This is a genomic window from Klebsiella sp. R390 (assembly GCF_051131745.1).
Taxonomy (GTDB): domain Bacteria; phylum Pseudomonadota; class Gammaproteobacteria; order Enterobacterales; family Enterobacteriaceae; genus Klebsiella.
Window position 1 is genome coordinate 4,544,753 of sequence record NZ_CP180445.1, and the last position, 26,296, is coordinate 4,571,048.

Below are 26,296 nucleotides of genomic sequence, written 5' to 3' on the forward strand. Positions count from 1 at the left end.
TAAACCCTGATTTGTAAGAAGAACTTCCGTAAAAAGGACGGCGAGTCTGCCAATCTAGAGGATATGCCGTTGAAAGGCCGTTTTTTTATTGCTGTAACTTTGCTCGCTTCGAGCGTTTCTTGCGCATTTGCTGCTACTGATTTCCCCGTTACCGTGGCGCCACCGTCGATTCAGGCTGGCTCCTGGGTACTTATGGATTATACCACCGGACAGATACTGACTGCGGGCAATGAGCACCAGCAGCGTAACCCTGCCAGTCTGACGAAATTAATGACCGGCTATGTGGTCGATCGTGCCATCGACAGCCACCGTATCACCTTTGACGACATCGTCACCGTCGGCCGCGACGCCTGGGCTAAAGGCAACCCGGTATTTGACGGCTCATCACTGATGTTCCTGAAGCAAGGTGACCGGGTTAGCGTACGTGATTTAAGCCGGGGATTAATCGTCGATTCCGGTAATGACGCCTGCGTCGCGCTGGCGGATTATGTGGCCGGCGGCCAGCCACAATTCGTCGCCTTGATGAACAGCTATGTTGAAAAGCTGCATCTGCAGGATACTCATTTTGAAACCGTGCATGGTCTTGATGCGCCGGGTCAGCACAGTTCCGCATACGATCTGGCGGTACTGTCACGGGCGATCATTCACGGCGAACCTGACGTCTACCATATGTACAGTCAAAAAAGCCTGACATGGAATGGCATCACCCAGCAGAACCGTAACGGGCTGCTGTGGGATAAAACCATGAATGTCGATGGCCTGAAAACCGGACACACCTCTGGCGCCGGGTTTAACCTGATTGCCTCTGCGGTCGACGGTCAGCGTCGTCTTATTGCCGTAGTGATGGGCGCCGACAGCCCGAAAGGGCGCGAGCAGCAGGCGGCAAAACTGCTGCACTGGGGTCAGCAAAATTTCGATACCGTCCAGGTGCTGCAAAAGGGCAAAAAAGTCGGCAGCGAGCAGATCTGGTACGGCGATAAAGATCACATTGAGCTGGGTACCGATCAGGATTTCTGGTTAGCGCTGCCGAAGTCGGAAGTGTCACGCATCAAAGCGAAATATGTGCTGGATAAGAAAGATCTCGAAGCGCCGATTGCCGCCAATCAGCGGGTGGGCGAGATTTCACTGTACGATGGTGACAAAGTGGTAGCCCACTGGCCGCTGGTCACCCTGGAAAGCGTCGGCAAGGGCGGCTTCTTCTCGCGACTGAGCGATTATCTGCACCACGGCCTGTAATCTTAATGCCCCGTTCGGGGCATTTTTTTTGGATAATATTACGGCAACTCTGCGAATCAACTCACATACTGATCTTCATCGCCTGGTTACACTTCATGTATATTTATACAGTTGTTATCAACAATGGAGGCAGCATGGAATATCACGTTAAGTCCGTCGACAAGCGTAACATTGCCGGTTTTCATCTGGTGGGGCCCTGGGAACAGACCGTTAAACAGGGTTTCGAACAGTTGATGGCATGGGTCACAAACCATCAGGTGCCGGCCCAGGAGTGGGTGGCCGTTTACTACGATAACCCCGACCAGGTGCCGCCCGAGAAACTGCGCTGCGATACGGTCGTTACCGTAGCGGAAGATTATATTATCCCGCCCGGCAGTGAAGGGGTGATTCTCACTCAGATAGCCGGCGGAGAGTATGCTTTCGCCCGTGCACGGGTGGAAAATCATGACTTCTCCACGCCGTGGCTGGCCTTCTTCAACAGCCTGATGCAGGACAAGGCATACCACATTGCGGACAAACCGTGTTTCGAGCTTTATCTGAACGACGGCAATCAGGACGGTTACTGGGACATTGAGATGTATGTTGCGGTAACGCCGGTCGGGGAGTAACCCGATAATCCCCCGGTGAAAAGGTTTTTTTGATCGGCGTGCTGCTTATAGTGAAAAAGCAGTTACAATTGGCCTTTGCTACCTGCTTTCTTGCTGGAGAGCGTTGTGCGCGCTGATAAATCACTCAAGCCTTTCGAAATCCGTCTGTATCGCCATTATCGCGTGGTGCATGGTATTCGAATTGCCCTGGCCTTTGTCCTCACTTTTTTGCTGGTTCGTCTGCTGAATGTACCGGAAGGTACCTGGCCGCTGATTACCCTGGTGGTAGTGATGGGCCCGATTTCTTTCTGGGGCAACGTGGTACCGCGTGCTTTTGAACGTATCGGCGGCACCATTTTAGGCTCGGCACTGGGGCTGGTGGCGCTCAAGCTTGAACTGATCTCCTTACCTGTTATGGTGTTGTGGTGTGGTCTGGCGATGTTCCTTTGCGGCTGGTTAGCGCTAGGCAAAAAGCCCTATCAGGCGCTGCTTATCGGCATTACGCTGTCGGTGGTGGTTGGGGCTCCGCCCGGCGATATGCATACCGCGCTCTGGCGAAGCGGCGATGTTATCTTTGGTTCTTTGCTGGCGATGTTGTTCACCGGCATCTGGCCACAGCGGGCGTTTCTGCACTGGCGCATTCAGATGGCCAACTATGTCACCGCCTTCAACCGTCTTTATCAGGCTGGTTTTTCCCCCAACCTGGTGGAACGACCGCGTCTGGAGAAACACCTGCAGAAGGTGCTGAACGATGTGGTCAAGATGCGCGGCCTGATCACTCCGGCCAGCAAAGAGACCCATATCCAGAAAGCCATTTTTGAGGCGATTCAGACCGTCAGCCGCAATCTGGTCTGCATGCTTGAACTGCAGGTCAACGCCTACTGGATTTCCCGTCCCGGCCATTTTGTGATGCTCAACGCTCATACGCTGCGCGAAACCCAACAGATGACCCAGCAAACCCTGCTGACCATTGCGCATGCCTTGTATGAGGGTAATCCGCAGCCCATTCGCGCCAACACTGAAAAACTCAACGAGGTTGTGGCTGAACTGCGCCAGCTGATGAACGAGCATCAGGGGGAAAACCTGTCGGAAACCCCCATCCATGGTTACGTCTGGCTGAGCATCGAACTGGCGCGTCAGCTTGAGCTGCTGTCGAATTTAATCTGTCGGGCACTGCGTAAATAAAAGCCAGATGCACGCAATTTGCCCACAGGTTGCTTCGATTCAGCTGCATTTAGGGTTATGATAAACGTAAAGGAAAAAACATTGTCATCAGCGTCTGCTAACAGTTATGTTAGCCCTATATAGCAGCCGCTTTACGAATCCGAATCTCAAATATTAGGGGTGTAAAAATGGAAACAACTAAGCCTTCTTTCCAGGACGTACTGGAGTTTGTTCGCCTGTATCGTCGTAAGAACAAATTGCAGCGTGAAATTCAGGACGTTGAGAAAAAGATCCGTGACAACCAGAAGCGCGTACTGCTGCTGGACAACCTCAGTGACTACATCAAGCCAGGCATGAGCGTTGAAGCCATTCAGGGCATCATTGCCAGCATGAAAAGCGATTACGAAGATCGTGTTGATGACTACATCATCAAAAATGCTGAGCTGTCCAAAGAACGCCGCGACATTTCCAAAAAGCTGAAAGTGATTGGCGAAGCGAAAGTCGAAGAGTAAGCACGCTGTACCTGCCCGGTGGCGGCCCTCGTCGCCGGGAATTTCCCCCTCTGATTTATCTCCTTTCCCCTGTGGTGAACGGTCTTGTCACGTGTATTTCTGCACGCCACAGTGTTCACAATGGGCTTTGACACAGCATTTGACAGTGCGACGAGGAACATAATGGACAATCTTTCGGCTTTTATTGCCGCAATTGCACCGCCGGATCGGGCGGCAATGGCGCGGGCGCAACAGCATCTGGACGGATTATTAAAACCGCCGGGTAGCCTGGGGCGGCTGGAGGCGCTGGCCGTACAGCTAGCCGGCATGCCGGGGTTGCGCGGCGAGCTTCAGTTGATGGAGAAAGCCATTGTCGTGATGTGCGCCGATCATGGCGTCTGGCATGAAGGGGTTGCGATTTCACCTCAGGTGGTGACGGCAATTCAGGCAACAAACATGACCCGGAAAAATACCGGCGTCTGCGTGCTGGCGGCGCAGGCCGGAGCCCAGGTACACGTAATTGATGCCGGTATCGACGCGGACCCAATTCCCGGCCTGGTGAATATGAAAGTCGCGCGCGGCAGCGCTAACATTGCCCACACGGCGGCCATGAGCCGCGAACAGGCGACGGCGCTGCTGGTGGCCAGCATTGGCTATACCCGCGAGCTGGCTGCTCAAGGCGTGAAGGTGTTTGGCGTCGGCGAACTGGGTATGGCCAATACCACCCCCGCGGCGGCAGTCGTCAGCGTGCTGACCGGCAATGATGCTCATGAGGTGGTCGGCATTGGCGCTAACCTGCCGGTGTCTCAACTGGCGCACAAAGCCGATGTCGTGCGTCAGGCGATTACGGTCAATCAACCGCAGGCGGATGATGGTCTGGACGTGCTGGCGAAAGTCGGCGGGTTTGATCTGGTCGGTATGGCCGGTGTGATGCTGGGGGCTGCATCTTGTGGGTTGCCGGTGGTGCTGGACGGTTTTCTGTCTTATGCCTCGGCGCTGGCGGCCTGTCGTCTGGCGCCTGGGGTTCACCCGTATCTGATCCCGTCACATTTGTCGGCGGAAAAAGGGGCGCGTATCGCACTGGAACATCTACAGCTGGAACCCTATCTGAACATGGGGATGCGCCTGGGTGAAGGGAGCGGGGCGGCGCTGGCGATGCATCTGGTGCAGGCCGCCTGTACGGTCTACAACGAGATGGGAACGCTGGCTGAAAGTAATATTGTACTGCCGGAAAGCCACTAACCAGCAATCAGGGCGACAGCCGTCGCCCTGATATCCACACGGATTTAGAGCGCCTGTTGCCACACGCTTTGCGGCAGCAGATAGACCTCCGCCGACGCCTGCATTCCGTCGGTTACGATATGCTTGATGCCGCTGGCCATCACGGCCAGAGTGACGTCAAAGGCGTTCAGACTGTCGCCAAATCCTGCGGTCAGGTTCAGCATCGAACCGTTGGCCATCAGATACACGGTTTTATTCTCCATCCGGTAGGCGTTGATGAACGGCATGACCTCTTCATGGCTGAACTGACGCAGATAGCCACAGTCGATCTCTTCGGCAACGTGGCCCACGTTGAGGATAAATACCCCGTCTTTCGCCTTGTCCAGGGCCTGGCTGTTGACCACTTTTTTGCCGCCGGTTGCGGTAGCGACCACATCCGCAGAGGCGATGGCATCCTGTAAGTCGACAACATGCCAGCCATCATAGGCCGCCTGCAGGCGACGAGCGGGATCGATTTCGGCCACCATGACCTGTCCGCCAAAGGCTTTCGCCGAGGCTGCAACGCCTTGCCCCACCAGGCCATAGCCGATCACCAGTACTTTTTTCTCATGCAAGGTCAGGTGGGTGGTCTGGAAAAAGGTGTGCCAGGCGGTGAGGCCAACCATGTGGCGGTTATGCAAACCCTCTTTCACCGGCAGGTCGTCCCAGTTAAAAATAGGATAGCCGGGACGGATATCGCCCAGGCGGCTGACGCCGGAGCCGGTGGCTTCCAGGCCGGCAACGATATTGCCAAACTCACCGCGCTGGTGGAGCAGAGTGGTAATATCCGCCCCCATTTCGCACAAATGCGTCGGTTCCCAGGCAATGGCCTGTTCCCAGGATTGCTGCCAGTCGGCATCGCTCATGTCGCGCCAGGCACAGGCCTCAGCGCCGCGCTCGACCAGCCAGGCAACCACATCATCCTGAACGGTGGTCGGGTTGCAGGTGGTCAGAAAGACTTTTGCCCCTTTTCCGAGGATCCCCTGCACCAGTGGGATCATTTTCATATCCAGATGCATGCAGCAGGCCAGTCGCACCTGGCTCAGGTCTGGAAGCGCGGCAACCTGGCGCAGCGTCCGCGGCATATTCTGGCGGGCCCATGCCACGTCTTTCGTAAAGTTTGTCTTATTATTCACGGTATTGTGACCTTCAGTGCGTAGAGCGGGTTAATCCCCGATGGAAAAATGGATTCTAGCGTAAGGCGCAGGAATCCGGTAACGATGGCAAATCACGATTGTCTGTCGTCGCTATCTGAGAGTGCCTAAGCTGGCGAGTGTAGTTGTTGCGCCAGCGCCTGGCGAAAACGATCCAGCAGATTGGTTTCACCGGGCAGCAGCTGTGACAGCGAGACGGTTTTATCGGCCCGATAGACCCGTCCGCTGTTGAGCCGGGCTTCGAACGCATTCGCCACCTGATGTGCGGCGGGCAGATCGGCTTCCACTAAGATCACCGCATGGGCGAGGACGATATGTCCTTCTCCCTGCGCCAGTGGCCGCCAGTACTGGGCGGTTCCGGCAATTTTGCGCACATCCTCACCCTCGCCGCAGGCCAGGTTGTAGCGCCCGTCGCAAAACGAACCGGTAACGGACTGAAAATGGCTGGTGACGCCGAACGTCGCCAGGGCGCGCTGCAGCAGCCCGCAGAGCAGGAGGTAGATCGGCTCCGCCGCTTCTCCCAGCGGTTGTGATACCGGCCAGGCGAGACTGAGATTAACGATCCCCGGGCCTTGCGGCACCAGCCCGCCGCCGGATCGGCGTATCCATACCGGCCAGCCGCGCTGGCTGAAAAGCGTATTCACGTGGTCGAGTTCACTAAATTTGCGATAGCTTCCCGGCACGACAAACCCCTGCGGTGCCTGCCAGAGCTGGGCCACCGCCAGGCCATTACGCGCCTGCTCAATCAGTGGTTGCTCGGCAAGGGTCGGGTCAGGACAGAACCGCAGCGGGAGTTCCTGATGATGAAACTGCGCGGGCCAGCAGGCGGGGCGGTTCTCCTGGATCATGACATCTCCTTATGGACGGCGGTTTCTCCGCCGTCCGTATGCTATCAGGGGTGAGGTTTCTGTTTCATCAGCATCGCCGTGAGGGCAGAGAGCAGGCAGCCGACGGTCAGGTAAATCGCCACGCTGTGCCATGAACCACCGGAGAAGGTGACTAACGCAGCCGCGATAAACGGCGTAAAGCCGCCGCCAACCACGCTGGCCACCTGATAGCCGACACCGGCACCGCTGTAGCGGTAGCTGGCGCCGAACATCTCAGTGAACATCGGTTGCTGAACGCAGACCACCATATCATGGGCGATATTGGCCAGCATCAGGGCGAAAAACAGGATCCAGAAGTAGGACTGACTCTCCAGGGCCATAAAGAACGGGAAGGCGCTCAGGGTGCCGATTAGCGCACCGGTAATATAGATGCGTCGCCGGCCAAAGCGGTCAGCCAGCCAGGCGAAGCAGGGAATCGTCAGACAGCTGATGGCACCGACCAGCAGGCCAATATTCAGGAACAGTTCGCGCGGTAGCCCGAGATTCTGGGTGGAGTAATTCAGAGCGAAGGCGGTCACGATATACATCGTTAACAGTTCACACAGGCGCAGGGCGATGATCAGTAGAAACGCGCCGGGATGGCGGAGCAGTGCTTCGATGACCGGAAGACGTTGTTTCTCGGACGGTTGCGGTTTCTGTTGCTGCTGATTTTCAAATTCTGCCGATTCGGCCATGCCGTTGCGGATCCACAGAGCTATCAATACCAGCACGACGCTGAACAGGAAGGGCAGACGCCAGCCCCAGCTCAGGAACTGCTCGTCGGTGGTATTGGCGCTAATCAGCGAGACCAGGCCGGTGGAGAGCAGCAGGCCGACGCCATAACCTACCTGCACTCCGCTGCTGTAAAAGGCTTTTTTGTGTTTGGGGGCGCTTTCCACGGCTAACAGCGCCGCGCCACCCCATTCTCCGCCAACGGCGAAGCCCTGAATGGCTCGCAGGGTGACCAGCATAACCGGCGCCCACCAACCGATTTGGTTAAAGGAGGGAAGCAGGCCGATGCAGGCAGTGGCAATGCCCATCATCCAGACGGTCATCATCAGCATCCGTTTACGCCCGAGACGATCGCCGAAATGACCAAAAATAATGCCGCCTAACGGGCGGAACAGGAAACCCACGCCGAAAGTGGCGAAGGCCGCCAGAGTCCCCATAGCGGGACTAACCTGAGGGAAAAACTCACGGTTAAACACCAGCGCGGCGGTGATGCCGTAGAGTAGAAAGTCATACCAGTCGACCACCGCACCGGCAAAGCTGCCCCAGGCCGCTCTTCTGGCGCGATTAAGTGAACAAACCTCCTTGCCGGGGGGATGAGAAATAAGCGTTGAGTCCATACTAGTCCTGTCTGTTGTCATATTTGTCATTATTGGAATGAGACGCAGTCTTAGCTGCGTCTTTACAGAGACTACCTCGCAGTCCGGGCAGAGAAAAGATTTTTACCGGAGACGTTGCATAAATGGCAAAAAACGTTCTTTTTATCACCAGGTGTAAACATAAGTCAGGAGGACTCTGAAATGCGGAAATATTTTTAATCCAGAACCTCACAACCCGGGGCTGACATCTTTTAAGAATTGACCCTAATGGTTTACAATTAACAAAACTCCAATTACGGAATGGTGAGCAAAATGCGTCTACTTTTCGCAGTGTTATTTTGTGTTATGGCTGTGCCAAATGCGTTTGCAGAAAAACTGCCTGCCCCCACTGGCAAGCCCGTTTTAACCATTTCCGGCCTGATTGGGAATACGAATGCTGGCGATACCGCGGTGTTTGACCGGGATATGCTGGAAAAACTAGGGATGGAGACGATTGTTACCACCACGCCATGGTATTCGGGTAAGGTGCGTTTCGACGGTATTTCCCTTAAGAAATTGATGGATTTAGTGGGCGCCAAAGGTGAAACCGCAAAGGTCATTGCCCTCAATGACTATACCACTACCGTCCCGCTTGAAGACTTCCGCAAGTTCCCAACGATTCTCGCGCTAAAAATGAACGGCGAATATATGCAGATCCGTGATAAAGGCCCGTTATTTATTGTTTACCCTTACGATAGCCAGCCTGAGCTACAGAATCAGATTTATTATTCTCGTTCTGCATGGCAAGTTTCAAAAATTATCATTGAGTAAGGGTTTGATCTTGAATCGAATACTTACCGCTATTATTTTGTCGCTTTTCATCATCACCGGGTACATCACCTACCTGGTGCATGAGCGGCAAGGTGAGTTACAGAAATTAACCCGATATACGGACTCCTGGTCAGTATCCCAGATGGTTTCCGAATATATGCGGCTGGAGGCGAGTTTGGGCGCGTATGCGCTCGGTGTTGATAGCGTAGACCACGATAAGGTCCGCCTGCGTCTGGATATCATGCTGAGCCAGATTGAACTGCTGGAGCAGGGCGATCTGGGCAACTTTATTCGTAAGGACGCCGGGCGTAAGGCAACCGTGGCGAGTTTGATTCATATTTTACGTCAGCTCGATGGGGAACTTGATACGATGACCCCGGCACAGATCAAGCTCGTATTACGCGACATGAGCGAGCTTGACGGGCCGATGACGTCGATTGCCTCCACCTCGCTGGTGCAGGGGATCGATGTGGTTAATGAGACCCACGACAAGATACAGAATCTGTATTTTATCTACTCGATTATTTCTGTCCTGCTGATTACCACCTGTATTACCCTGGGCCTGTTGATGCTGCGTCAAAATAACAACCTGCGCCGTGCCCATGTCAGAATGAAACTGCTGGCCGACGATCTGCAGTCATCGAAAGAGAAGCTGCAGGTGCAGAACCGTCGGCTGCAGTACGATGCCTATCATGACTCATTAACCGGAATGCCGAACCGGCTTTCTTTCTGGCAAAAATTGCAGGAAGTCGTTAACCAGGTCAGGCCTTACAACGGCTCGGCGGTGATCATGTTATTCGACCTCGACAATTTTAAAGATGTGAACGATACGCTGGGGCACGATTCCGGTGATAAGCTGCTGCAGGAACTGGCCAGTCGGCTCTCTTTTTTCCGTAAAACCTCTGAAACACTCTATCGCCTGGGAGGGGATGAGTTTGCGCTGGTCTCCAGCGATCTAAGCGAAGAAATGGCACTGGATCGCGCGCAGGTCATTCGTGAAAAAATTACCCAGCCTTATCAAATCTATGATTCGCTGATAAATATTGATGCCTGTATCGGCGTCGTACTTTCTGACCGGGAAACCCGTACCGATTATCTGTATAAGTGTGCCGATCTGGCGTTGTATGAAGCAAAGAAAGAGGGGGCCGGTACGATAAAAATCTTCCGCCCTGACATGCTGCAACGTCTCCAGGAGAATAAGTCCTTTGAGGATGATCTGCTGCAGGCTCTTGATAATGGTGAGTTCCGGGTCTATTACCAGCCGATAGCCGATACGGTGAATGGCGATATTTATGGTTACGAGGCGTTGGTGCGCTGGTTCCATCCTGTGCGTGGCGTGGTGCCGCCCACGACCTTTATCCCGATCGCCGAGAAGACCGGTATGATCAATGCGCTTGGTGAGTGGGTGTTGAGCACCGCTTGTGAGGAAGCTGCGAAATGGTCATCTCCGATGAAGGTCTCCGTTAACGTGTCGCCCATTCAGTTAATTAACAGCTCGTTGACCGAGGTCGTTATCTCCGTCCTCAAGCGGACAGGGCTGGACCCGCATCGTCTGGATCTGGAAATTACCGAGTCGGATATTTTCAATGAAAATACTCGTTCTTTAGAGATCCTCAGCCAGCTGCGCGAGCTGGGCATTCAGATTTCTATTGATGATTTTGGTACCGGTTACTCGTCATTATCGCGGTTGAGCTATTTCCCGTTCGATAAGATTAAAATTGACCGCTCATTTGTGGTGAATATTCCGATGCAGAAAGATGACCTGGATATTGTCCGGTTAATTATCAGCATGGGGAAAAGCCTACACATGCGCATCGTCGCCGAAGGTGTCGAAACGGAAGAGCAGTTACGTTCATTGCAGCAACTTGGTTGCGACCTGGTTCAGGGTTATCTGATTGGTAAACCTGGTCCACTGAATACCCCAGCAAAATAAACCCTCCTTTCTCCTTTCTTATTACGGATCTGAATAACCAGATCCGGCCATTCTTATATTTAAATAAAACTAACTCTTATTGGGTATATAAAGGGGTAGGGCTTAGTCATTTAAAAAAACAATCCCCTTAGTGATTAAAAGGGGTATATTATATGCAACAAATTTCACCATTTCCGACTGCACTTAACGGTATGGAAAGCGAGGCCAAATCATGCAGCGAATTATTATTCCCACCCATTATGTACATACCCGGACCACGCCGCTGTGGACCCGCGAGACGGCGCCGGCATCTATCTGGAAGCGGCATCTTGATGCCGGAACGCGGCAGGGCGTATATCCTCGTCTGGCAGTAATGCAGGGGACAATACGCTATTACGGCTATGCCGATGAGACCAGCCCGGAACCTGTAGAAACGCTGACGATTGAAGCCGGGCAGTTTGGTGTTTTTCCGCCGGAGAAATGGCACCGAATTGAAGCATTGACCGAGGATACCGTCTTCAATGTGGATTTCTATGTCGATCCCCGCATTCTGATAGAGGGATAAGGACGAACGTATGAACAGTGATAACAAAGGTTATTCATTGGCCGTTGTTAACGGCAACAACAATGACAGGCAAGAGAAAGTCTATTTGAAGCCGATGGCGCTCTACATTCCCGCAATGGCCGAGCAGGCGCTGGCGGAGCTGGTGGCGCCGCTCTCTTCTGATAATGCGCAGAGTAAGGGCTTTATTGTGTCGGTGACCAATAATAACAATGGCGTATCGGTGGATAAAGAGTTTGCCTCTTTGGGCGAACTGCAGGCGCCAGGGGTGGCTGCCGATGCGGTAAAAGATCTGATTAATATCGTGCGCGGCTATGAATCGGATGAAGAGACTAACGTGTGTGGCTGGTAGGTCAGAAGAGATAAACAGCCGGTGCTAGCAGGGCCGCTTTATCGGAGCTTTCAGAAGCGCTTTCCTGAACGATGTCCCGGAGAGGAACGGATAGCCTGAAGCACAGCTGTCCGCGAAAAGCCGGGCCAGGCTTTCGTCGCATGCACAAACAAAAAGCCCGCTCGGGTTTCCCTGAGCGGGCTTCTCTAAATATGGCTCCTCTGACTGGGATCGCCTTTGCCGGTAACTGGCTAATAATTAAGCTAAACCTGAATCCACTTTCTGTCAAGACCACCAGAATGACCACCAATAAGCTTTGCTAGAAAAATTATATTTTATATGAATAGACTCTTCCTTGTGGAGAATTTAAAGGATTTTATTCTGTTTTATTTGCTTAACTTGGAGTTGATCTCTTTTGTGTGGGGGGTTCAGTGTTTTTCTGCCAATAATAAAAGTTATCTTAACAGTGAAGGGGCGCTCCATAGGAAACAGGTCAAAGCCTGTAACTCATTCATCAGAATGAAGCTACTATGGATACCACTCTACCTACCTTGATTTCAAAGATATCTATTAGAGTTATCCTAAAAAAATGGCTAAGATAGTAGAATTCTGACGTTGAATACCTTCGTTACACTATAGATTGGGTATGCAATGATGATGTTATGGAACCTACGGAATCCCAGCCATGAATGATAACGAAGACTCACTGTTTAAGAATAATAATCTTTCTCTTCAGCAAAAACTAGAGCGAGCTCGTACAGAGCTTCTTGACTTATCTGCGCGCAATAAACTCCTCAATATTCCTCGCTCTAAAACAACCAAACTCTTAGAAATTATCGATGAGAGGTCTACTGAGATTTATCGTTTGCTGGTTAAAGAAGGAAAAGTATTTACTTTTCTACCGGGACGGGAAGGCAAGAAGGGGGAGCTAATTGATGATGAGGGCATTGTATCGGATTCGGATGATGCTCTTGTTGATGATCGGCTGCTTGTTTTTGATGATGATGTTGATCCAAAAGCAATCAGCGCTGAGCATCAGGATACAAAACTACAAACAAGGCTAACTCCGCAAGGTTTGCAAAAGAGATTGTTGGATCTTTATCACGATTCTAAAACGTTAGAAGAAGAACAGGGTGTAAACATACTCTATCTGACGCTCGGTACCTTAAAATGGATTGATCCCAATAATAAAGAAAATGTTAGATATGCCCCTTTAATCTTGATCCCCGCGTCTCTTGAGCGTGGAACTGCTGGTGAGAGGTTTAAACTACGGGCAAGGCAGGATGAGATTATTGAAAACCTTTCTCTGGAGGCATATCTACAGCGAACACATGAGATTTTATTGCCTAAGATCAACACTGATGAGGAGCTGGATCTTTCTGGGTATATCGATGAGGTTGCTAAGGCTGTGCAGACAAAGTCTGACTGGAGCGTTCAAGAAAACGATATTACTCTGGGGTTCTTCTCCTTCGCTAAATTCCTCATGTACCGGGATTTAGATCCAGAAAACTGGCCAGAGAATGACAATATCACAGAACAACCTCTTATCCAGTCACTTATGGTTGATGGGTTTGATGAAAGGGATGAAAGGATTTCAGATGATGCACCTATAGATCCTTTTATTTCGCCGAGGGATATGCTCCATATCATGGATAGCGATACTTCTCAAACTCTTGCTATCCATGATGTACGGAAAGGAAAAAACCTTATTATTCAAGGTCCTCCTGGGACAGGGAAATCTCAGACGATTGCGAATGTCATTGCTTCTGCAGTGGCAGATGGCAAAACTGTCTTATTTGTCGCAGAAAAAATGGCTGCTCTTGAAGTGGTGAAACGTCGCCTTGACCATGCGGGTGTGGGCGACGCCTGTTTAGAGTTGCATAGTAATAAGACGAATAAAAGGGTCTTCCTGGAGGAATTGAAAAGGGTCTGGGAGCTGGGATCGCCTAGAGGTGAGTTTCCAGACACACTGGTAGGAAACCTAACGGAGGCGAGGGATAAACTTAACGAGCATCCAGCAAGGCTGCACAAGATATATCATCCTTCAACTTTCTCTCCCTATCAGGTCATGGGGCATCTTGTTCGATTACGTCAGTTAGGCCAGGCCCCGACCGATTTTCATTTCGAAGAATTTGAACATTGGAATGCCAGCGATCTTGAGAAACGCCTTGAGCTCGTGAAAGAGATTGTTGATCGCATCCGAGATATTGGTTTGCCCGCTCAGCATCCGTGGAGTGGCGTTGGTCTTGAGCAGATATTACCTATAGATGTAGAAAAATTACTTCCACGTCTGCAAGAGCTTGAAAGAGATGTCGTACGTCTTAAAAACGTTGTTGCAAATCTGTCTGCTGAGCTTTCCGTTACACCCGTACCGGAAACATTCTCTTCAATTTATAAATTAGTTGAGGTTGCTGAATGTATCAATAAAGCACCAGACCTGTCAGCGGAAGCCTTTATTTCTGCTGTTTGGCATGATAAGGCGCCTGCAATCAAACGACTTGTTGCGGTGGGTAAGCAGTATCAGCAAGCTCGCTTAGATCTTGAGATGGATATAGTAACTGAAGAAATTGAAACTCCAGTTACCGAACTGGAAGATGCGCTGGCAAGGCTTCCTCGTGATTTTCAGGTTAATGGTTTTTCCGCAGCTTGTTCTCTGGTGAAACCTTTATCTAAGTTGCGTCTTGATGCTGCTCGTTTACATGAAGAACTCGGTACTCAGGAAGGGTATTACACTGTTCAGGAAATAGAACGTCTCATCACCTTGGGGGAAAGAATTGCTGCTGCCCCTAATGCCAGTCCTGACGCCTTTATCGCATCAGTTTGGGATCATGGTATTGAGAAAGCTGCTGAACTGGTTGAGTCGATTGCCTCCTTCAGAACCGTTAGCGAAGCTCTTGATTCCCAAATTAATGAGGTAGCCTGGAATACGGATGTTCAGGAGGCCAGGAATCTTCTGGCTAGCCATACTGGTATTTTCCGATACCTCAATGGAAACTGGAGAAAAGCGAGGGGACTTGTTGGTTCTTTACTGCGAGATCGTTCGTTGCCCGTTGAGCAGCAGATCTTATTGTTGGACAAGTTGATTAAGGCGCAGGCAGAGAGGAAAATAATTCAGGAAGGCAATGATTTTGGTCATTCTGCTTTCGGTAGCGATTGGCGCGGTGAAAGAAGTGACAGCCCTTCTTTAATGGCATTAGTTGAATGGATGAGAACGCTCCGTGGTGTAGGCGCTGAGGCTCGGCTGTTGGCCAGCCGACTTATCGACCGCGAGGGTGTGAAGCTTCGTGCGCAACAACTAAGCCAGTTACTGCAGCAGGTTCGGACCCAGTTAGACATCTTATGGAGCGCGTTCGGTTTTTCACCAGAGGAATATTTTTCCAATCAGGTATCTATCACCCGCGTCTCATTAGTTTTCATTGAAGAGAAGATCCAAAATCTCATAGTGATTGATGAACAATGCTTTCGTGTAATGATTAACCCTCCTGCTCGTATTGATGAGCGTAGCCAGCTAATTACCCGAATGGTTGAGTTGCAGAAACTGATTGCAGAAATACGTGCAGAAGCCCCGCTTGCAAAAAGCGCTTTTGACGAACAGTGGAAAGAGCTGTCATCTGATTGGGATTATCTGAGTCAGGCTTGTTCCTGGTTAGAGGAGAACAGTGCGTTACGTTTCGTAGCGGCAAAACTGGCAGACAAAGCTGAAACTGCCCATATTGCACGAGAAACTCAACTGTTCAGCCAAAAGATAGTCAATGAACTGGAACAAATCGCGACGGAATTAAAAGGAACTATCGGAACCCTTTTGGGCTCATCATCTGATAAATTAATGATAGCGCTTGTGTGCGAGAAACTTCAAACATGGGCTGAGAATTCAGAACAACTTTCTAAATGGGTTGCGTATCAGCATCGTATTACGCAGGCTCGAAAATATGGATTATCTGAGGTAGTAGAAAAACTCGCGAGTGGAGATCTTTCGCTAGATTCTGCTATTTCTGCCGTAGAGCGAACCTATTTTGAGTCGCTACTTAAAATCATGGTTCTCGAAGAACCCGATTTAGTGCGTTTTGATGGTGAGCTTCATTCTCGTCAGGTTGCAGGATTTGCAGAGCTTGACCTTAAACGTATCAAAGTCGCCAGTCTTGAGGTTGTGCGTGCCCATCATAGACAAATCCCTTCCAGGAGCGGCGGTATTGGCCCAGTGGGGGTTCTGCGTTCGGAAATGGTGAAAAAGAGGGGGCATCTACCAATTCGTCAGTTAATGCTGAAGGCTGGAGTGGCGATTCAAGCACTCAAGCCGATCATGATGATGAGTCCGTTATCTGTTGCTCAATTCCTCATCCCGGGAAAACAAAAGTTCGATCTTCTGGTCATGGACGAAGCGAGTCAGATACAACCGGTTGATGCGATTGGTGCAATTGCTCGCTGTAAGCAGGTTGTGGTCGTCGGGGATGAACGCCAACTTCCACCTACGCGATTCTTCGCTAAGATGACAGAATCTGCTGCTAATGATGATGGTGATGAAGTATCTCAGGTTGCGGATATAGAGAGTGTATTGGGCCTGTTTGTTGCTAGGGGATTACCTCAACGTATGTTGCGTTGGCACTATCGCAGCCGTCATCAATCCTTGATTGCTGTATCCAATAGTCAGTTCTATGAGAATAAACTCTTCATCGTGCCGAGTCCATACACTCAGGAAGCAGGCATGGGTCTGCAATTCCACTACATCCCGGATGGTGTGTTCGAATCAGGTGGTAAGGGAACCAATACGATAGAAGCTAAAGCTGTCGCTAAAGCAATCATGGAGCATGCCCGTAAATATCCGGAACAGTCGCTCGGCGTTGCAACATTTTCTGTTTCTCAGCGTAAGGCTATTCAGGACGAGCTTGAGTTACTACGCCGTCTGAATCCCGATTTAGAAGAGTTCTTCAATGCGCATCCGAGTGAGCCTTTCTTCGTTAAAAACCTTGAGAACGTACAAGGTGATGAGCGTGATGTCATTATGATCTCCGTCGGCTATGCCAGAAATACGCAAGGATACATGGCGATGCGTTTTGGTCCCCTGGGATCAGAGGGAGGGGAAAGAAGGTTGAACGTATTAATCAGTCGAGCCAAACGTCGATGTGAGGTTTTCGCTTCGATCACAGACGAAGATATTGATTTGGAAAGAGCAAAGGGCAAAGGTGTATTTGCCTTTAAACTCTTCCTACAATATGCCCGTACCGGTCGGATATCGTTAGCTCAACGGACTGAAAGAGAAATGGATAGTGTATTTGAAGAGCAGGTTGCTGATGCGCTTCAGAAAGCTGGTTATCAAGTCCATCCCCAGGTAGGTATTGCTGGATTCTTTATAGATTTAGCTATTGCTGATCCAGATATGCCAGGGCGATACTTGATTGGTATTGAGTGCGATGGCCGTGCTTATCATTCATCACGTTCTGCGCGAGAACGAGATCGCTTGCGTCAGGCTGTACTAGAAGATCACGGGTGGATTATCCATCGTATCTGGAGTACGGATTGGTTCCACCGGCCTGAAGAACAGTTGGAACGAACACTTCAGGCTATAGAGTCTGCCAAAAAAGAGCTCTCAGAACGGACTGAACAATTGAAGCAAAGGATTCGTGCGGTACCTGTTGAAATTGTGACTGTCGATAGAGGACCTGTCGTCGAGATTGGTCTTGTCGATTCGTATATTGCAAAAGAATCTGAGATTGCCTATGTGGAGGCTACCCCATCAGCTAATATGGGGTATGAACTGCATGAAACCCCATTGGGTATTCTCAGCGAAATTATTGAGCAGATAGTTGAGGTTGAATCTCCTGTTCATGTAAGCGAGGTTATCACCAGGTTGCGAACTGCCTGGGGATTACAACGTGCAGGGGCCAGAATTGAGGCCGTTGTGAACAAAGCTGTTAATCTGGTCTGCAACAAAGGTGATATCCTTCAGGATGGACAATTTTTAATACATCAGAAATCAAAGATTGTCTTACGAAACCGACAAAATGTTCAGTCGTTGGGACTGCGTAAATCCGAAATGTTGCCACCTCAAGAGATTGCTGTCGGAGTTTCTCAGGTAGTAAAAAATAACCTTGGTGCGACAGAAGAAGAGATAGTTATGTCTATCTCTAGATCTCTTGGGTTTAAAGCAACAAGCGGGACCTTACGTAAAGTTATTTCAGAGGTAATTGAACAACTTCTCTTTAAAGGCGTTCTTCTAAAAGAAGACTCTCTGATTATTGAGAGTAAAGAAACAGTCACAGAGTAATTTTCAATATTAGAATAAACTCAAAGTATTTTCTTTGAGTTTATCTTTTTTATTCTTAATAATAATTCATGGCGGATTTGTAAGCATACTGTAAGCACATCCGTTTAAGTTCCACGCATTTTTTGAGATCCCGGCCAGATAATGTAGTCGGTATTCCTCCGGTGTCAGATTGTTCAGTGATTCATGTGGACGTTCGCAGTTATATTCCGACAACCATTTTTCCGCTACTTCCCGTACTTCATTCAGTGTTCTGAACAGATAAAAATCGAATATTTCTATACGGTATGTTCGGTCAAAGCGTTATATACAAGCATTCTGCGTTGGTTTGCCCGGCCTGATAAATTCCAGCTTTACGGCATGCTTACAACACGATTAAAGCTTTTTCGATCTCATCGGTTACATCAAAAACGTATCCCAAACGACGACTGTAGACATGGGTTTTTATCCATATAAAATTATGGAATTAAGTTTCTGATGTTTGCATAATGTCAGGTAAAATACACACTTAGTCGCCATCATAGTAGCGATTGAGCGTAGTATACTGAGTGTATTTTACTCAACCTGCTAACGCTGTGTCTGCTGTGCCAAAACGTCCTTACCCATTTTTCTAAATGCAGTTGTGCCAGAAGGAATTGAAGACATGCAATCCGAACAAAATCACAACATCCGACATTTTCCATTGCCACAAAGTGTCAGAGAAGCCATTACCGCAGCAAGAAAACAGGCCGGTACGTTTTACGCCTTTACCGAAGCAGATGCACCACTACTGATTCAGTCCCAGGATGGTACGGCGAGTGGCAAAAGCTATAACGTTTTCGCGCAATACATTGAAAGTGTAAATCCAGCAATCAATCCAGGCAATAGCCATCGCAATCTGGTGTTTATCACACCATTGAAATCACAAATTGACATCCCGGAACAACTCATCGCTCGCGCCCGAGATAAGAAGATAGAATTGTTACCTTATCTTTCGCAAGGGGATATCGCAGATCTTGGTTTTACGTCATGGGTCAAATCTCCTGAAGGGAAAACATCTACAAACCGGGAACGTTATCGTCGCTGGATCAAGCAAGCCAACGAATTGATGTCGGGTGAAATTCAGCTTATTTTTCAACGTCTGAAAGCTGAAGTTGATGCGCGTAATAGTTTGGAAGTACGTCTGGAAACAGAGATTAAAGTGGGGGCAACGTTTGAACAAAAGCGTCTGGAAGATGAGTTACGTCTCAATAGTTTTCATTTAGCCGGTCGCTTACAGGAAGCGGCTGTGGCGATGCTTAATGCCCTGAATCAGGATCTGGCGGCTTTACTTGATGGGGAGGCGGCTAACCCTCGATATGCACTGGCGATGGAAATGATTAAACATCTTTTCCCGTTTCAGATTGCACTATATCGCCGATGTATCCTGCTGGCCACGACGAAAAAGTTCGATGGCAGTGTGCTGTTACTGAAACGCGATAAAGAAGGCGACTATCACCGGAGTTCAAAACAACTGGACCACGTTCTGGGTCAGAAAAAAAGCCTCAAAGTAAATCCATTAGGCGAGATTGCTAACCAGACTAATCCACAGCGAATTGAGAGCTTAAAAGAGCAATATTGGATAACCGACGAAGACTCACCTTTTGCACAACGTGATATTCGTTTCACATTAGTTCTGGACGAAGAGCACGAAGCCTACCGTATATTCCAGCAGAATGTTTGCCAGACATTAATGAACGACGATCAGCAGCTTCCTTCGTTACTGGCAATTTTACATCGTGTACTGGAATATGTGGATGAATGTTCTTCAGATGAAAGAGCACCAGGGTATACCCCTCTGAAAAATTACGTTGATGAGATCAATAAAGCCTTATCTCAATGTGATTTACGACCTGATTTCGATCTTAAGAAGCTGACCAGACTCTTTAGAAATAGTTTGCTTGATATCGTCGTCGATATCCGTAATGCTGAGCAGGTTATCGCGTTAATTGGTAATATTTTCAGTTATCAGATTCAGCGATTTTACCGTGAGTCAGATCTTCGTCGTATTCATTTACGTAGTCACGGGCGCCATTCATACACTGAAGTCTATGTTTCTGAGGATGACAAAAAAGTTCCAGATGAATTTACCTTATATGAACTGTATCAGACACTGACTGCTCTATTATTAGCCTCTGCCCGGTTGGATACACCTAAACATGTCTGCGATTTGCTGGCACAGCAGGAGATGGCAAATCAGAATAACCCATTATCTGTTTTCATTCGTAAAGCCCAAACTATTAAAGGAGATATAGATCATTTATCTTCCAGTGAGCCTCAGAAAGAACAGTTGATAGATGACTTTTTTACCTATTTTCAACCCAAGACATTGTTTTCCCTTTCGCCACGTGAACAGGTAAGAATTGAGGCTGAACAACTGAAGGGATGGGTATTACTCAAATTTCGGATGGAGTTAATTAAGGAGTTACCCGAAATAGCATTATTACGTGTTCTTTATAATACACGTAATACTATCATTTTACTGTCTGCTACAGCAGGATTTCCTGCAACGTATAATGGGCAATACAGCCGCCCGTTTCTGGATAAATACGCCCGAGACTTGAACTATCGCATCAGGCAGCGGGATGTTGATTCTGCTTCGCCCCTGTCGGCGATCCGCAACAATAGAAACCTTCATCGTCCTGTAGCGTTGGAGGTATTTGACGATCAGGTACTGGAGTTTTTACCACAAAACGAGGAGCCTGAGTTCAGGAATGCATATCGTTTCTGGCTCAAAATGCTCGAACCATACTCTACAGCAGTTCAGTTTAATCGCTATCATAAACGAGAGTTTCATCGCCAGTTACAGTGTATGTTACTTGCGGCTTATACTGGCCGGCACATTTTATGTATCGGGATCAGTAGCCGTTTTTTTGCGATTATCGGGAATTTTCTTCGTGCCAATAAGTTAAGTGCAAATCCCTTTCGTGGGGTTGCCATTATTGACAATGAAACACGTCGGGGGAATGATTTACCTCGTGTATTTGAAATCACCCCTTTTGCTGAGCGGCATAGATTGCGTGTTGTCATGTTTGATTCAAAACTCAACCGGGAAGATCCGGTAAGAGACTATCTGCAAATTGATCACCAAAATTTAGCAATATGCATGGTTTCCCATTTCCAGGGGGCCGGGACAGGGCTTAATTATTATGTCACTTATCCGGCACCGTCAGAACCTGCAGGAGTAGATTCAGAGCAAATCGACTTTGATGAATTAGCAATGGTCTGCGGTAGTTACTGGAGTCAGATTAATGCAACTCCATCGCGAAACACGCTGGAAAATTATATTACCTTACTCAAGCATTATGCTCATGGAAGTGTTCCTCGTCAGGTTGGTGATTTCGATACGGATCTAGTTGATTCTGATGCTGCCCAATTGCTGAATACTGAACATACCGTCGAGCTTCATAAAATTGCAATGCAAACTATTGGCCGTACAGAACGGCGTGATGCCCAAATGAATGGGATTATTCGTTTACCTTCTGGTGTTCATCATAATGCATTATGTGTTTTTCGGGATTTGGATCGTCACCCAAATGCACAATCGTTACTTGCTTCCCTGAGTCTGCATAACCACCTATGGTTCAAACGCTCAAAAGATGATTTATTAAAAGCCAGCTTTTCTTCTGATAGTCAGCGTAGCGAATTTGAAAATAAAGTTGCTAAAGCAATAGATATGTATAGCGACTTTGAAGCTGAACTGAAAAATAAAATTCTGCCACTGGCAAGACAAGGTAATCGAGATGCAGTTGAGTTAAATGAAGCATTACGTCACCGGGACAGTTTTACCGATCCTCAGTCATATATAAAGCGTCTTAAACGCAATGCGATTATTAAGAAAAATGCTTATCTTAGCGACTGTGTAAGCCATTTTTATCTGGAGCGTACTGCCGACTGGAAAAATGTGATACTGGCTAAAACCTTAGATGGTTATGGATTAACAGATATTTCAACTGGTGCAAATCCATACAAACCGGAATATTGTTTACCCCAATATCATGAAGCCATGGCTGAAGAGTCATCCGGAACTGAACAGCGTATTTTTGCGAAGATTCTGGGATTAGACGCCACACCTTTACAACAATACATCCCCATTCCTTCATTGATGCCACTTTTGATTGGCAATATTGGTGAATGGCAATTACACCTTGTTCTCCAGGAAATGAATATTACGCCGATCCGACCACAAGAGCTATCACACTATCTGGATAGCTCTTGTTATGAGCTGTTTGATGTGTATTCCATTAACAAGAACCGGATTGTTGCAATCGATGTAAAAAACTGGCGAATGCAAGGTAATAACCGCCAATTAGCGAAAAAAATGCATAATAACTCATTGTGGAAAGTCAGTGAGTTGCAGAAAATCGTTACAGAAAAAACACAATTTGATGGTGTTGACGTTGTTTATCTTAATACCCGATATGCTTTAAACAGCCTCAACATTCGTGCCGAACATTCTAACCATAAGGGCATCTGTTATTATAATCTTTTTAAAAATATTTCATCTTATGAAAAAGATAATGGCAAAAATCCTTATGATGCAAAAATAAAATCAGAATTAAGAATAAATCAATACTTACTTAATCTTTTAGGAGTGAATCATGACTGATTTAACTGATAATAAACAGCATAATGAAACGGATGTTGTGATGGCTGCCGAATGGGAGCTTCAGCCTCCAGATTATGCTCCTAAAGCACGAACACAGCTCTTTGATATCCATGATACTGCAGATGTAATGTTGGAAAAACTTCTGCAATTACCCTCGGCAAATGGTTGGGGAGTTGATGCAATCTGTATCAATAAGGTAAAAGAATACTCCATGAAATGGGATGGTTTTTTTATTGAATTGCACAGAGAAATTCAAAATTTATTATCCTTAAAACTAGGGGTGAAGAATAAAAGGGAGTTTCAGTATCAAACTTTAAAAAAAGCAAACAACTATCTAGTGATGTTTCTTTCACCAGATTCCCGACCGTATCATCAATGGGTTAATGAACTAAAAATAAAGGGCTTTGATCAATATAAAATTGCTCAAACTGTCCTCGCTCTGCGTCTGAAACTACATTTTTTAGATAATGCCGGAAAGTATTTTGATGTGAGTTATGGGGCTTATAATAGCGAAGTTTTTCTGGGTGCCGTCGTACAAAAAGAAGAACCAGACAAGAGAGGAAACTATTACGTCGATACATTGCAAAGTGACCTCTTTTACAGCCCGGATTATGGTGACCTCACTTTTACCTTAAAAGGGATCTGCTTCAGAGCTAAAGCGGAAGAGCTTGGCGTACTAAGCGATTATGGTCGGATTCTGATTAAGGGTAAGAAATCATTGCAGTTGCTTGAGAAAGTAGATGGTAGAAAATACCGGAAAATGCCCTATATGCGTTTTGCCAGTAAGGCTTATTCTGGCTGCAAAAATCATGCAGAAAATCTGGTTCAGAGCGTGCTCGGTGATATCCTGTCTCAGGCTGAAATCACTTTTTCACCACGTATTTTTTATGCAACCCACAGCCAGTTAGACTTTTTAACGACCAATGTCAAAGTACTTCAGCGCCCGTTAGTTATTATAGACAATCTTGATAATGGCGAAGAACCAGAAGCGCACCAACGATTTATTCACTATCTGAAAAAAGAATTAGGAGCAGTAGATATAATTTCACCTCAAGAACTTATTGATCTTGATAAAAATGTTAACTATCTAGTGCTGAATCAGTCTAAAAAAGTAAATGGGTCCAGCATTTCCCTTGGCGAAGATACTTTTTTGAACTCTACCTGGCAGGCACTGAATGAGGCAAAAGCGGGTAAAAAGGATCTGTTAGATTATTATTCAAGGCTAAAAGTGGATTTTATCCTTGATTTTGAGAAAAATCATCAGCGAGTCTTTCAGGGATGTAATATTGAAGCCATAGAGCAGAATAAAAAAGATCCTGTTACCCAGGTTGTTAAAAGTTTTATTAATCCTGTATCTGTCGCTAAGTTGGAAATGATCCGCAGCGAACTCTGGCTAAAAGAAGCTGTGCTGGTGAGAAAGAAACTTACCGGTTTTAGCATTAACGATGGTGAGTATATTCTTGTCTCAATTCGGTGTTCCTCTTCCGGAAACAAAAGAGGGAATGATTTTTATGGCGTTGCTACGCCCGTCGTATTCAGCCATGGCGTAATGAACATCTCAGAGCCGAAAATGTATACCGATGAGGTCGATTTCCGTAATAATATTCCAGGAATGAATATCAACTGTATTGATAAATTGCGTGATGATAATTTCTATCTTGTTGATACAATAAATCAGGTTGTGATTAAGCGATATAATACTGTTCGTATTCCGAGATTATTAGGTTCTGCGGAGCGATGTTCTCTTCAGGTAGCAAAAGAAAATCATGATAAAATTAATAAATTTGGTGCAGCGGATAAAACATGTTTGCCTTACTACTTAACTCCAAAACCTAAAAATCATGCTGTCAGCCAGTATCAACAACTCTTTATTGAAAAACGAGGTAATGAAGCATTACTTTTTTGTACTAAAAGCAACCAGCCCAACCAGATTATGGACAGGGCAACCTTAGTTTATAATTTGGTGGCGACAACATTTGATGGTAAAGAGGCTGATGTGATGAAGCAAGCAGCAACTGAATTACTGTTACGAACTTTAACTTACGATACTACCCGTTATAACGAAGTCAGTCAGACATCTCTTCTGGAAAAAATATCGCGTTTGATGTTGCATAACTAATTTTATCAGCGTTTAACGTGGGTTATTCTTGATCAGGCCATGTGCTATGGCCTGAATACCTTTAAGTGTATTAGTCGCGACTTGATCTGACACATGGCCTTGAAAGGTTGAGAGTTACCGATTTGATATGGGTGTCGAATCCTTATACTAAATACGAGGTAACTCTCATGTTTCATACTACTAATCCCGTTATTAAACACAAAGCCAGTTTGCTCAATCTGGCTAAAAAGCTCAGCAATGTATCCAAAGCTTGCAAAATCATGGGGGTCTCACATGATACATTCTATCGTTACCGCGAACTGGCTGATGAAGACGGCGTGAATGCGCTGATAAACCGAAGTCGCCGTGCACCTAACCTTAAGAACCGCACCGATGCCCTCGTGTGTAGAACCGTCCGCAAGCGAAGCGCGCAGACTCAGATAAAGAAATCCGGGTGTAAGCACACCCGTTTTAGTTCCACGCATTTTTTGAGATTTCCGGATTTTCGGCCATCAACCGGTACTCCTCCGGTGTCAGGTTATTCAGGGATTCATGAGGCCGCTCGCTGTTGTATTCCATCAGCCAGTGCTCTGTGATTTCCCGTGCTTCATTCAGGGTTCTGAACAGATAAAAATCCAGAATTTCTGTCCGGTACGTCCGGTTAAACCGTTCGATAAAGGCATTCTGCGTTGGCTTTCCCGGTTTGATAAATTCCAGCATCACTCCATGCTCTTCAGCCCACTGCGCCAGCGTCAGTGAGACCAGTTCCGGTCCGTTGTCCATCCGCAGTTTTAGTGGATAACCCCGGTTTGCTACGATTCTGTCCAGCACCCTGACCACCCGCTGTGCCGGGATATTCAGATCGATTTCTATTGCGAGGGCTTCGTGGTTAAAGTCATCAACCACATTGAAGGTCCGGAAGCGTCTGCCGCAGACCAGCGCATCATGCATAAAATCGATGGACCAGCTCTGGTTAAGCGCTTCCGGCGTAGCCAGTGGCGCCGGGTTACGCGCGGGTAAACGCTGTTTTCCCTTACGACGAAAATTCAGTTTCAGCAGGCAGTAAATCCGGTGAACGCGTTTATGGTTCCAGGCGTTACCCTGCCTGCGTATCATCTGGAACAGCTTCTTAAACCCGTATCGCGGATAGCGCTCCGCCAGCTCAGTCAGTGCCTGGATCACCGGGTCATCGCGCCGGGTATCGGGCTGGTAAAAATAGACCGTCCTGCTCAGCGATAACGTCCTGCAGGCTTGGCGGATGCTCATGGTAAATTGCGTAGTCAGATAACCGACGAGCTCACGCTTTATCGCTGGTTTTAAAGCTTTTTTTCGATGACGTCTTTAAGTGCCTGGCATTCAAGGCTGAGATCAGCAAACATCTGTTTGAGGCGACGGTTTTCATCCTCGAGGTCTTTCATCTTTTGGATATCAGAGGCTTCCATACCGCCAAACTTCGCTTTCCAGTTGTAATAGCTGGCTTCAGAGATACCGGCTTCACGGCAGACATCCTTAACGGTACGTCCGGCTTCGACGGACTTCAGAACGGCAATGATCTGGTGTTCGGTGAATCGGGCTTTACGCATGGTGATCTCCTCACAGGACATAATCAGT

The 26,296-nt window shown here is 47.9% G+C and carries 16 protein-coding genes and 2 pseudogenes; 13 read left to right on the forward strand and 5 right to left on the reverse strand.

Translation table 11 applies throughout. The features are described 5' to 3' along the window. Positions 1-69 precede the first annotated feature (69 nt). From dacD to cobT, 5 genes are all read left to right on the forward strand, one after another. Entirely contained in the window at positions 70-1,236 is a 1,167-nt protein-coding gene (gene dacD / locus ACMYSP_RS21230; protein WP_434584022.1) for a serine-type D-Ala-D-Ala carboxypeptidase DacD, read from the forward strand. 134 nt (positions 1,237-1,370) lie between these two features. Further along, positions 1,371-1,844: a DNA gyrase inhibitor SbmC gene (gene sbmC / locus ACMYSP_RS21235; RefSeq protein WP_434584024.1), complete on the forward strand. Its 474-nt coding sequence runs from the start codon at positions 1,371-1,373 to the stop codon at positions 1,842-1,844. Between the two features lie 105 nt (positions 1,845-1,949). Next, positions 1,950-3,008, forward strand: coding sequence for an FUSC family protein (locus tag ACMYSP_RS21240; protein ID WP_434584025.1), 1,059 nt, complete (start codon positions 1,950-1,952; stop codon positions 3,006-3,008). Between the two features lie 167 nt (positions 3,009-3,175). Continuing rightward, positions 3,176-3,499 carry a DUF496 family protein gene (locus tag ACMYSP_RS21245; protein ID WP_041146350.1) on the forward strand — a complete coding sequence of 108 codons (324 nt, stop codon included), beginning with the start codon at positions 3,176-3,178 and terminating at the stop codon, positions 3,497-3,499. Positions 3,500-3,661: 162 nt separating this feature from the next. Continuing rightward, on the forward strand, positions 3,662-4,720 hold the full coding sequence (gene cobT, locus ACMYSP_RS21250) for a nicotinate-nucleotide--dimethylbenzimidazole phosphoribosyltransferase (protein ID WP_434584026.1): 1,059 nt from the start codon (positions 3,662-3,664) through the stop codon (positions 4,718-4,720). Positions 4,721-4,764: 44 nt separating this feature from the next. On the opposite strand, the gene ACMYSP_RS21255 is transcribed toward cobT, so the two are convergent. The 3 genes from ACMYSP_RS21255 to shiA all read right to left on the reverse strand — a co-directional run bounded on the left by ACMYSP_RS21255 (position 4,765) and on the right by shiA (position 8,107). Continuing rightward, positions 4,765-5,823: an adenosylhomocysteinase gene (locus tag ACMYSP_RS21255; protein WP_434587222.1), complete on the reverse strand. Its 1,059-nt coding sequence runs from the start codon at positions 5,821-5,823 to the stop codon at positions 4,765-4,767. A 176-nt stretch (positions 5,824-5,999) separates the two neighbouring features. Further along, complete coding sequence (locus ACMYSP_RS21260; RefSeq protein WP_434584027.1) at positions 6,000-6,740, reverse strand: lipoyl protein ligase domain-containing protein; 741 nt, start codon at positions 6,738-6,740, stop codon at positions 6,000-6,002. Between the two features lie 44 nt (positions 6,741-6,784). Beyond that, entirely contained in the window at positions 6,785-8,107 is a 1,323-nt protein-coding gene (gene shiA / locus ACMYSP_RS21265) for a shikimate transporter (RefSeq protein ID WP_434584028.1), read from the reverse strand. Between the two features lie 291 nt (positions 8,108-8,398). Here shiA and ACMYSP_RS21270 point away from each other — a divergent pair, with 291 nt between their 5' ends. The 5 genes from ACMYSP_RS21270 to ACMYSP_RS21290 all read left to right on the forward strand — a co-directional run bounded on the left by ACMYSP_RS21270 (position 8,399) and on the right by ACMYSP_RS21290 (position 17,963). Beyond that, complete coding sequence (locus tag ACMYSP_RS21270) at positions 8,399-8,896, forward strand: molybdopterin-dependent oxidoreductase (RefSeq protein WP_434584029.1); 498 nt, start codon at positions 8,399-8,401, stop codon at positions 8,894-8,896. Positions 8,897-8,906: 10 nt separating this feature from the next. Beyond that, positions 8,907-10,829 carry a putative bifunctional diguanylate cyclase/phosphodiesterase gene (locus ACMYSP_RS21275; RefSeq protein WP_434584030.1) on the forward strand — a complete coding sequence of 641 codons (1,923 nt, stop codon included), beginning with the start codon at positions 8,907-8,909 and terminating at the stop codon, positions 10,827-10,829. Positions 10,830-11,040: 211 nt separating this feature from the next. Beyond that, positions 11,041-11,373: a DUF1971 domain-containing protein gene (locus tag ACMYSP_RS21280; RefSeq protein WP_434584031.1), complete on the forward strand. Its 333-nt coding sequence runs from the start codon at positions 11,041-11,043 to the stop codon at positions 11,371-11,373. A 10-nt stretch (positions 11,374-11,383) separates the two neighbouring features. Continuing rightward, positions 11,384-11,722 carry a DUF1869 domain-containing protein gene (locus ACMYSP_RS21285; RefSeq protein ID WP_434584032.1) on the forward strand — a complete coding sequence of 113 codons (339 nt, stop codon included), beginning with the start codon at positions 11,384-11,386 and terminating at the stop codon, positions 11,720-11,722. A 664-nt stretch (positions 11,723-12,386) separates the two neighbouring features. Then, a complete protein-coding gene (locus ACMYSP_RS21290; protein WP_434584034.1) occupies positions 12,387-17,963 on the forward strand; it encodes a DUF3320 domain-containing protein in 5,577 nt (1,858 codons plus the stop codon). A 66-nt stretch (positions 17,964-18,029) separates the two neighbouring features. Here the strand turns inward: ACMYSP_RS21290 and ACMYSP_RS21295 are convergent. Then, positions 18,030-18,326: pseudogene (locus ACMYSP_RS21295) on the reverse strand (integrase core domain-containing protein); the annotation flags it as partial. A 277-nt stretch (positions 18,327-18,603) separates the two neighbouring features. On the opposite strand from ACMYSP_RS21295, the gene ACMYSP_RS21300 reads away from it, so the two are divergent. The 3 genes and pseudogenes from ACMYSP_RS21300 to ACMYSP_RS21310 all read left to right on the forward strand — a co-directional run. Then, positions 18,604-22,587, forward strand: a complete 3,984-nt coding sequence (locus ACMYSP_RS21300) for a hypothetical protein (RefSeq protein WP_434584035.1) — start codon at positions 18,604-18,606, stop codon at positions 22,585-22,587. Further along, positions 22,580-24,706 carry a hypothetical protein gene (locus ACMYSP_RS21305; RefSeq protein ID WP_434584036.1) on the forward strand — a complete coding sequence of 709 codons (2,127 nt, stop codon included), beginning with the start codon at positions 22,580-22,582 and terminating at the stop codon, positions 24,704-24,706. Before ACMYSP_RS21300 ends, ACMYSP_RS21305 begins: the two co-directional genes overlap by 8 nt. A gap of 167 nt (positions 24,707-24,873) precedes the next feature. Next, positions 24,874-25,083 (forward strand): annotated as a pseudogene (locus tag ACMYSP_RS21310) (helix-turn-helix domain-containing protein); the annotation flags it as partial. Positions 25,084-25,156: 73 nt separating this feature from the next. Here ACMYSP_RS21310 and ACMYSP_RS21315 read toward each other — a convergent pair. After that, a protein-coding gene (locus ACMYSP_RS21315) for an IS3 family transposase (protein WP_434584037.1) occupies positions 25,157-26,268 on the reverse strand; the annotation gives its coding sequence in 2 pieces (ribosomal slippage) (positions 25,157-26,007 and positions 26,007-26,268; 1,113 coding nt in all). Positions 26,269-26,296 lie beyond the last annotated feature (28 nt).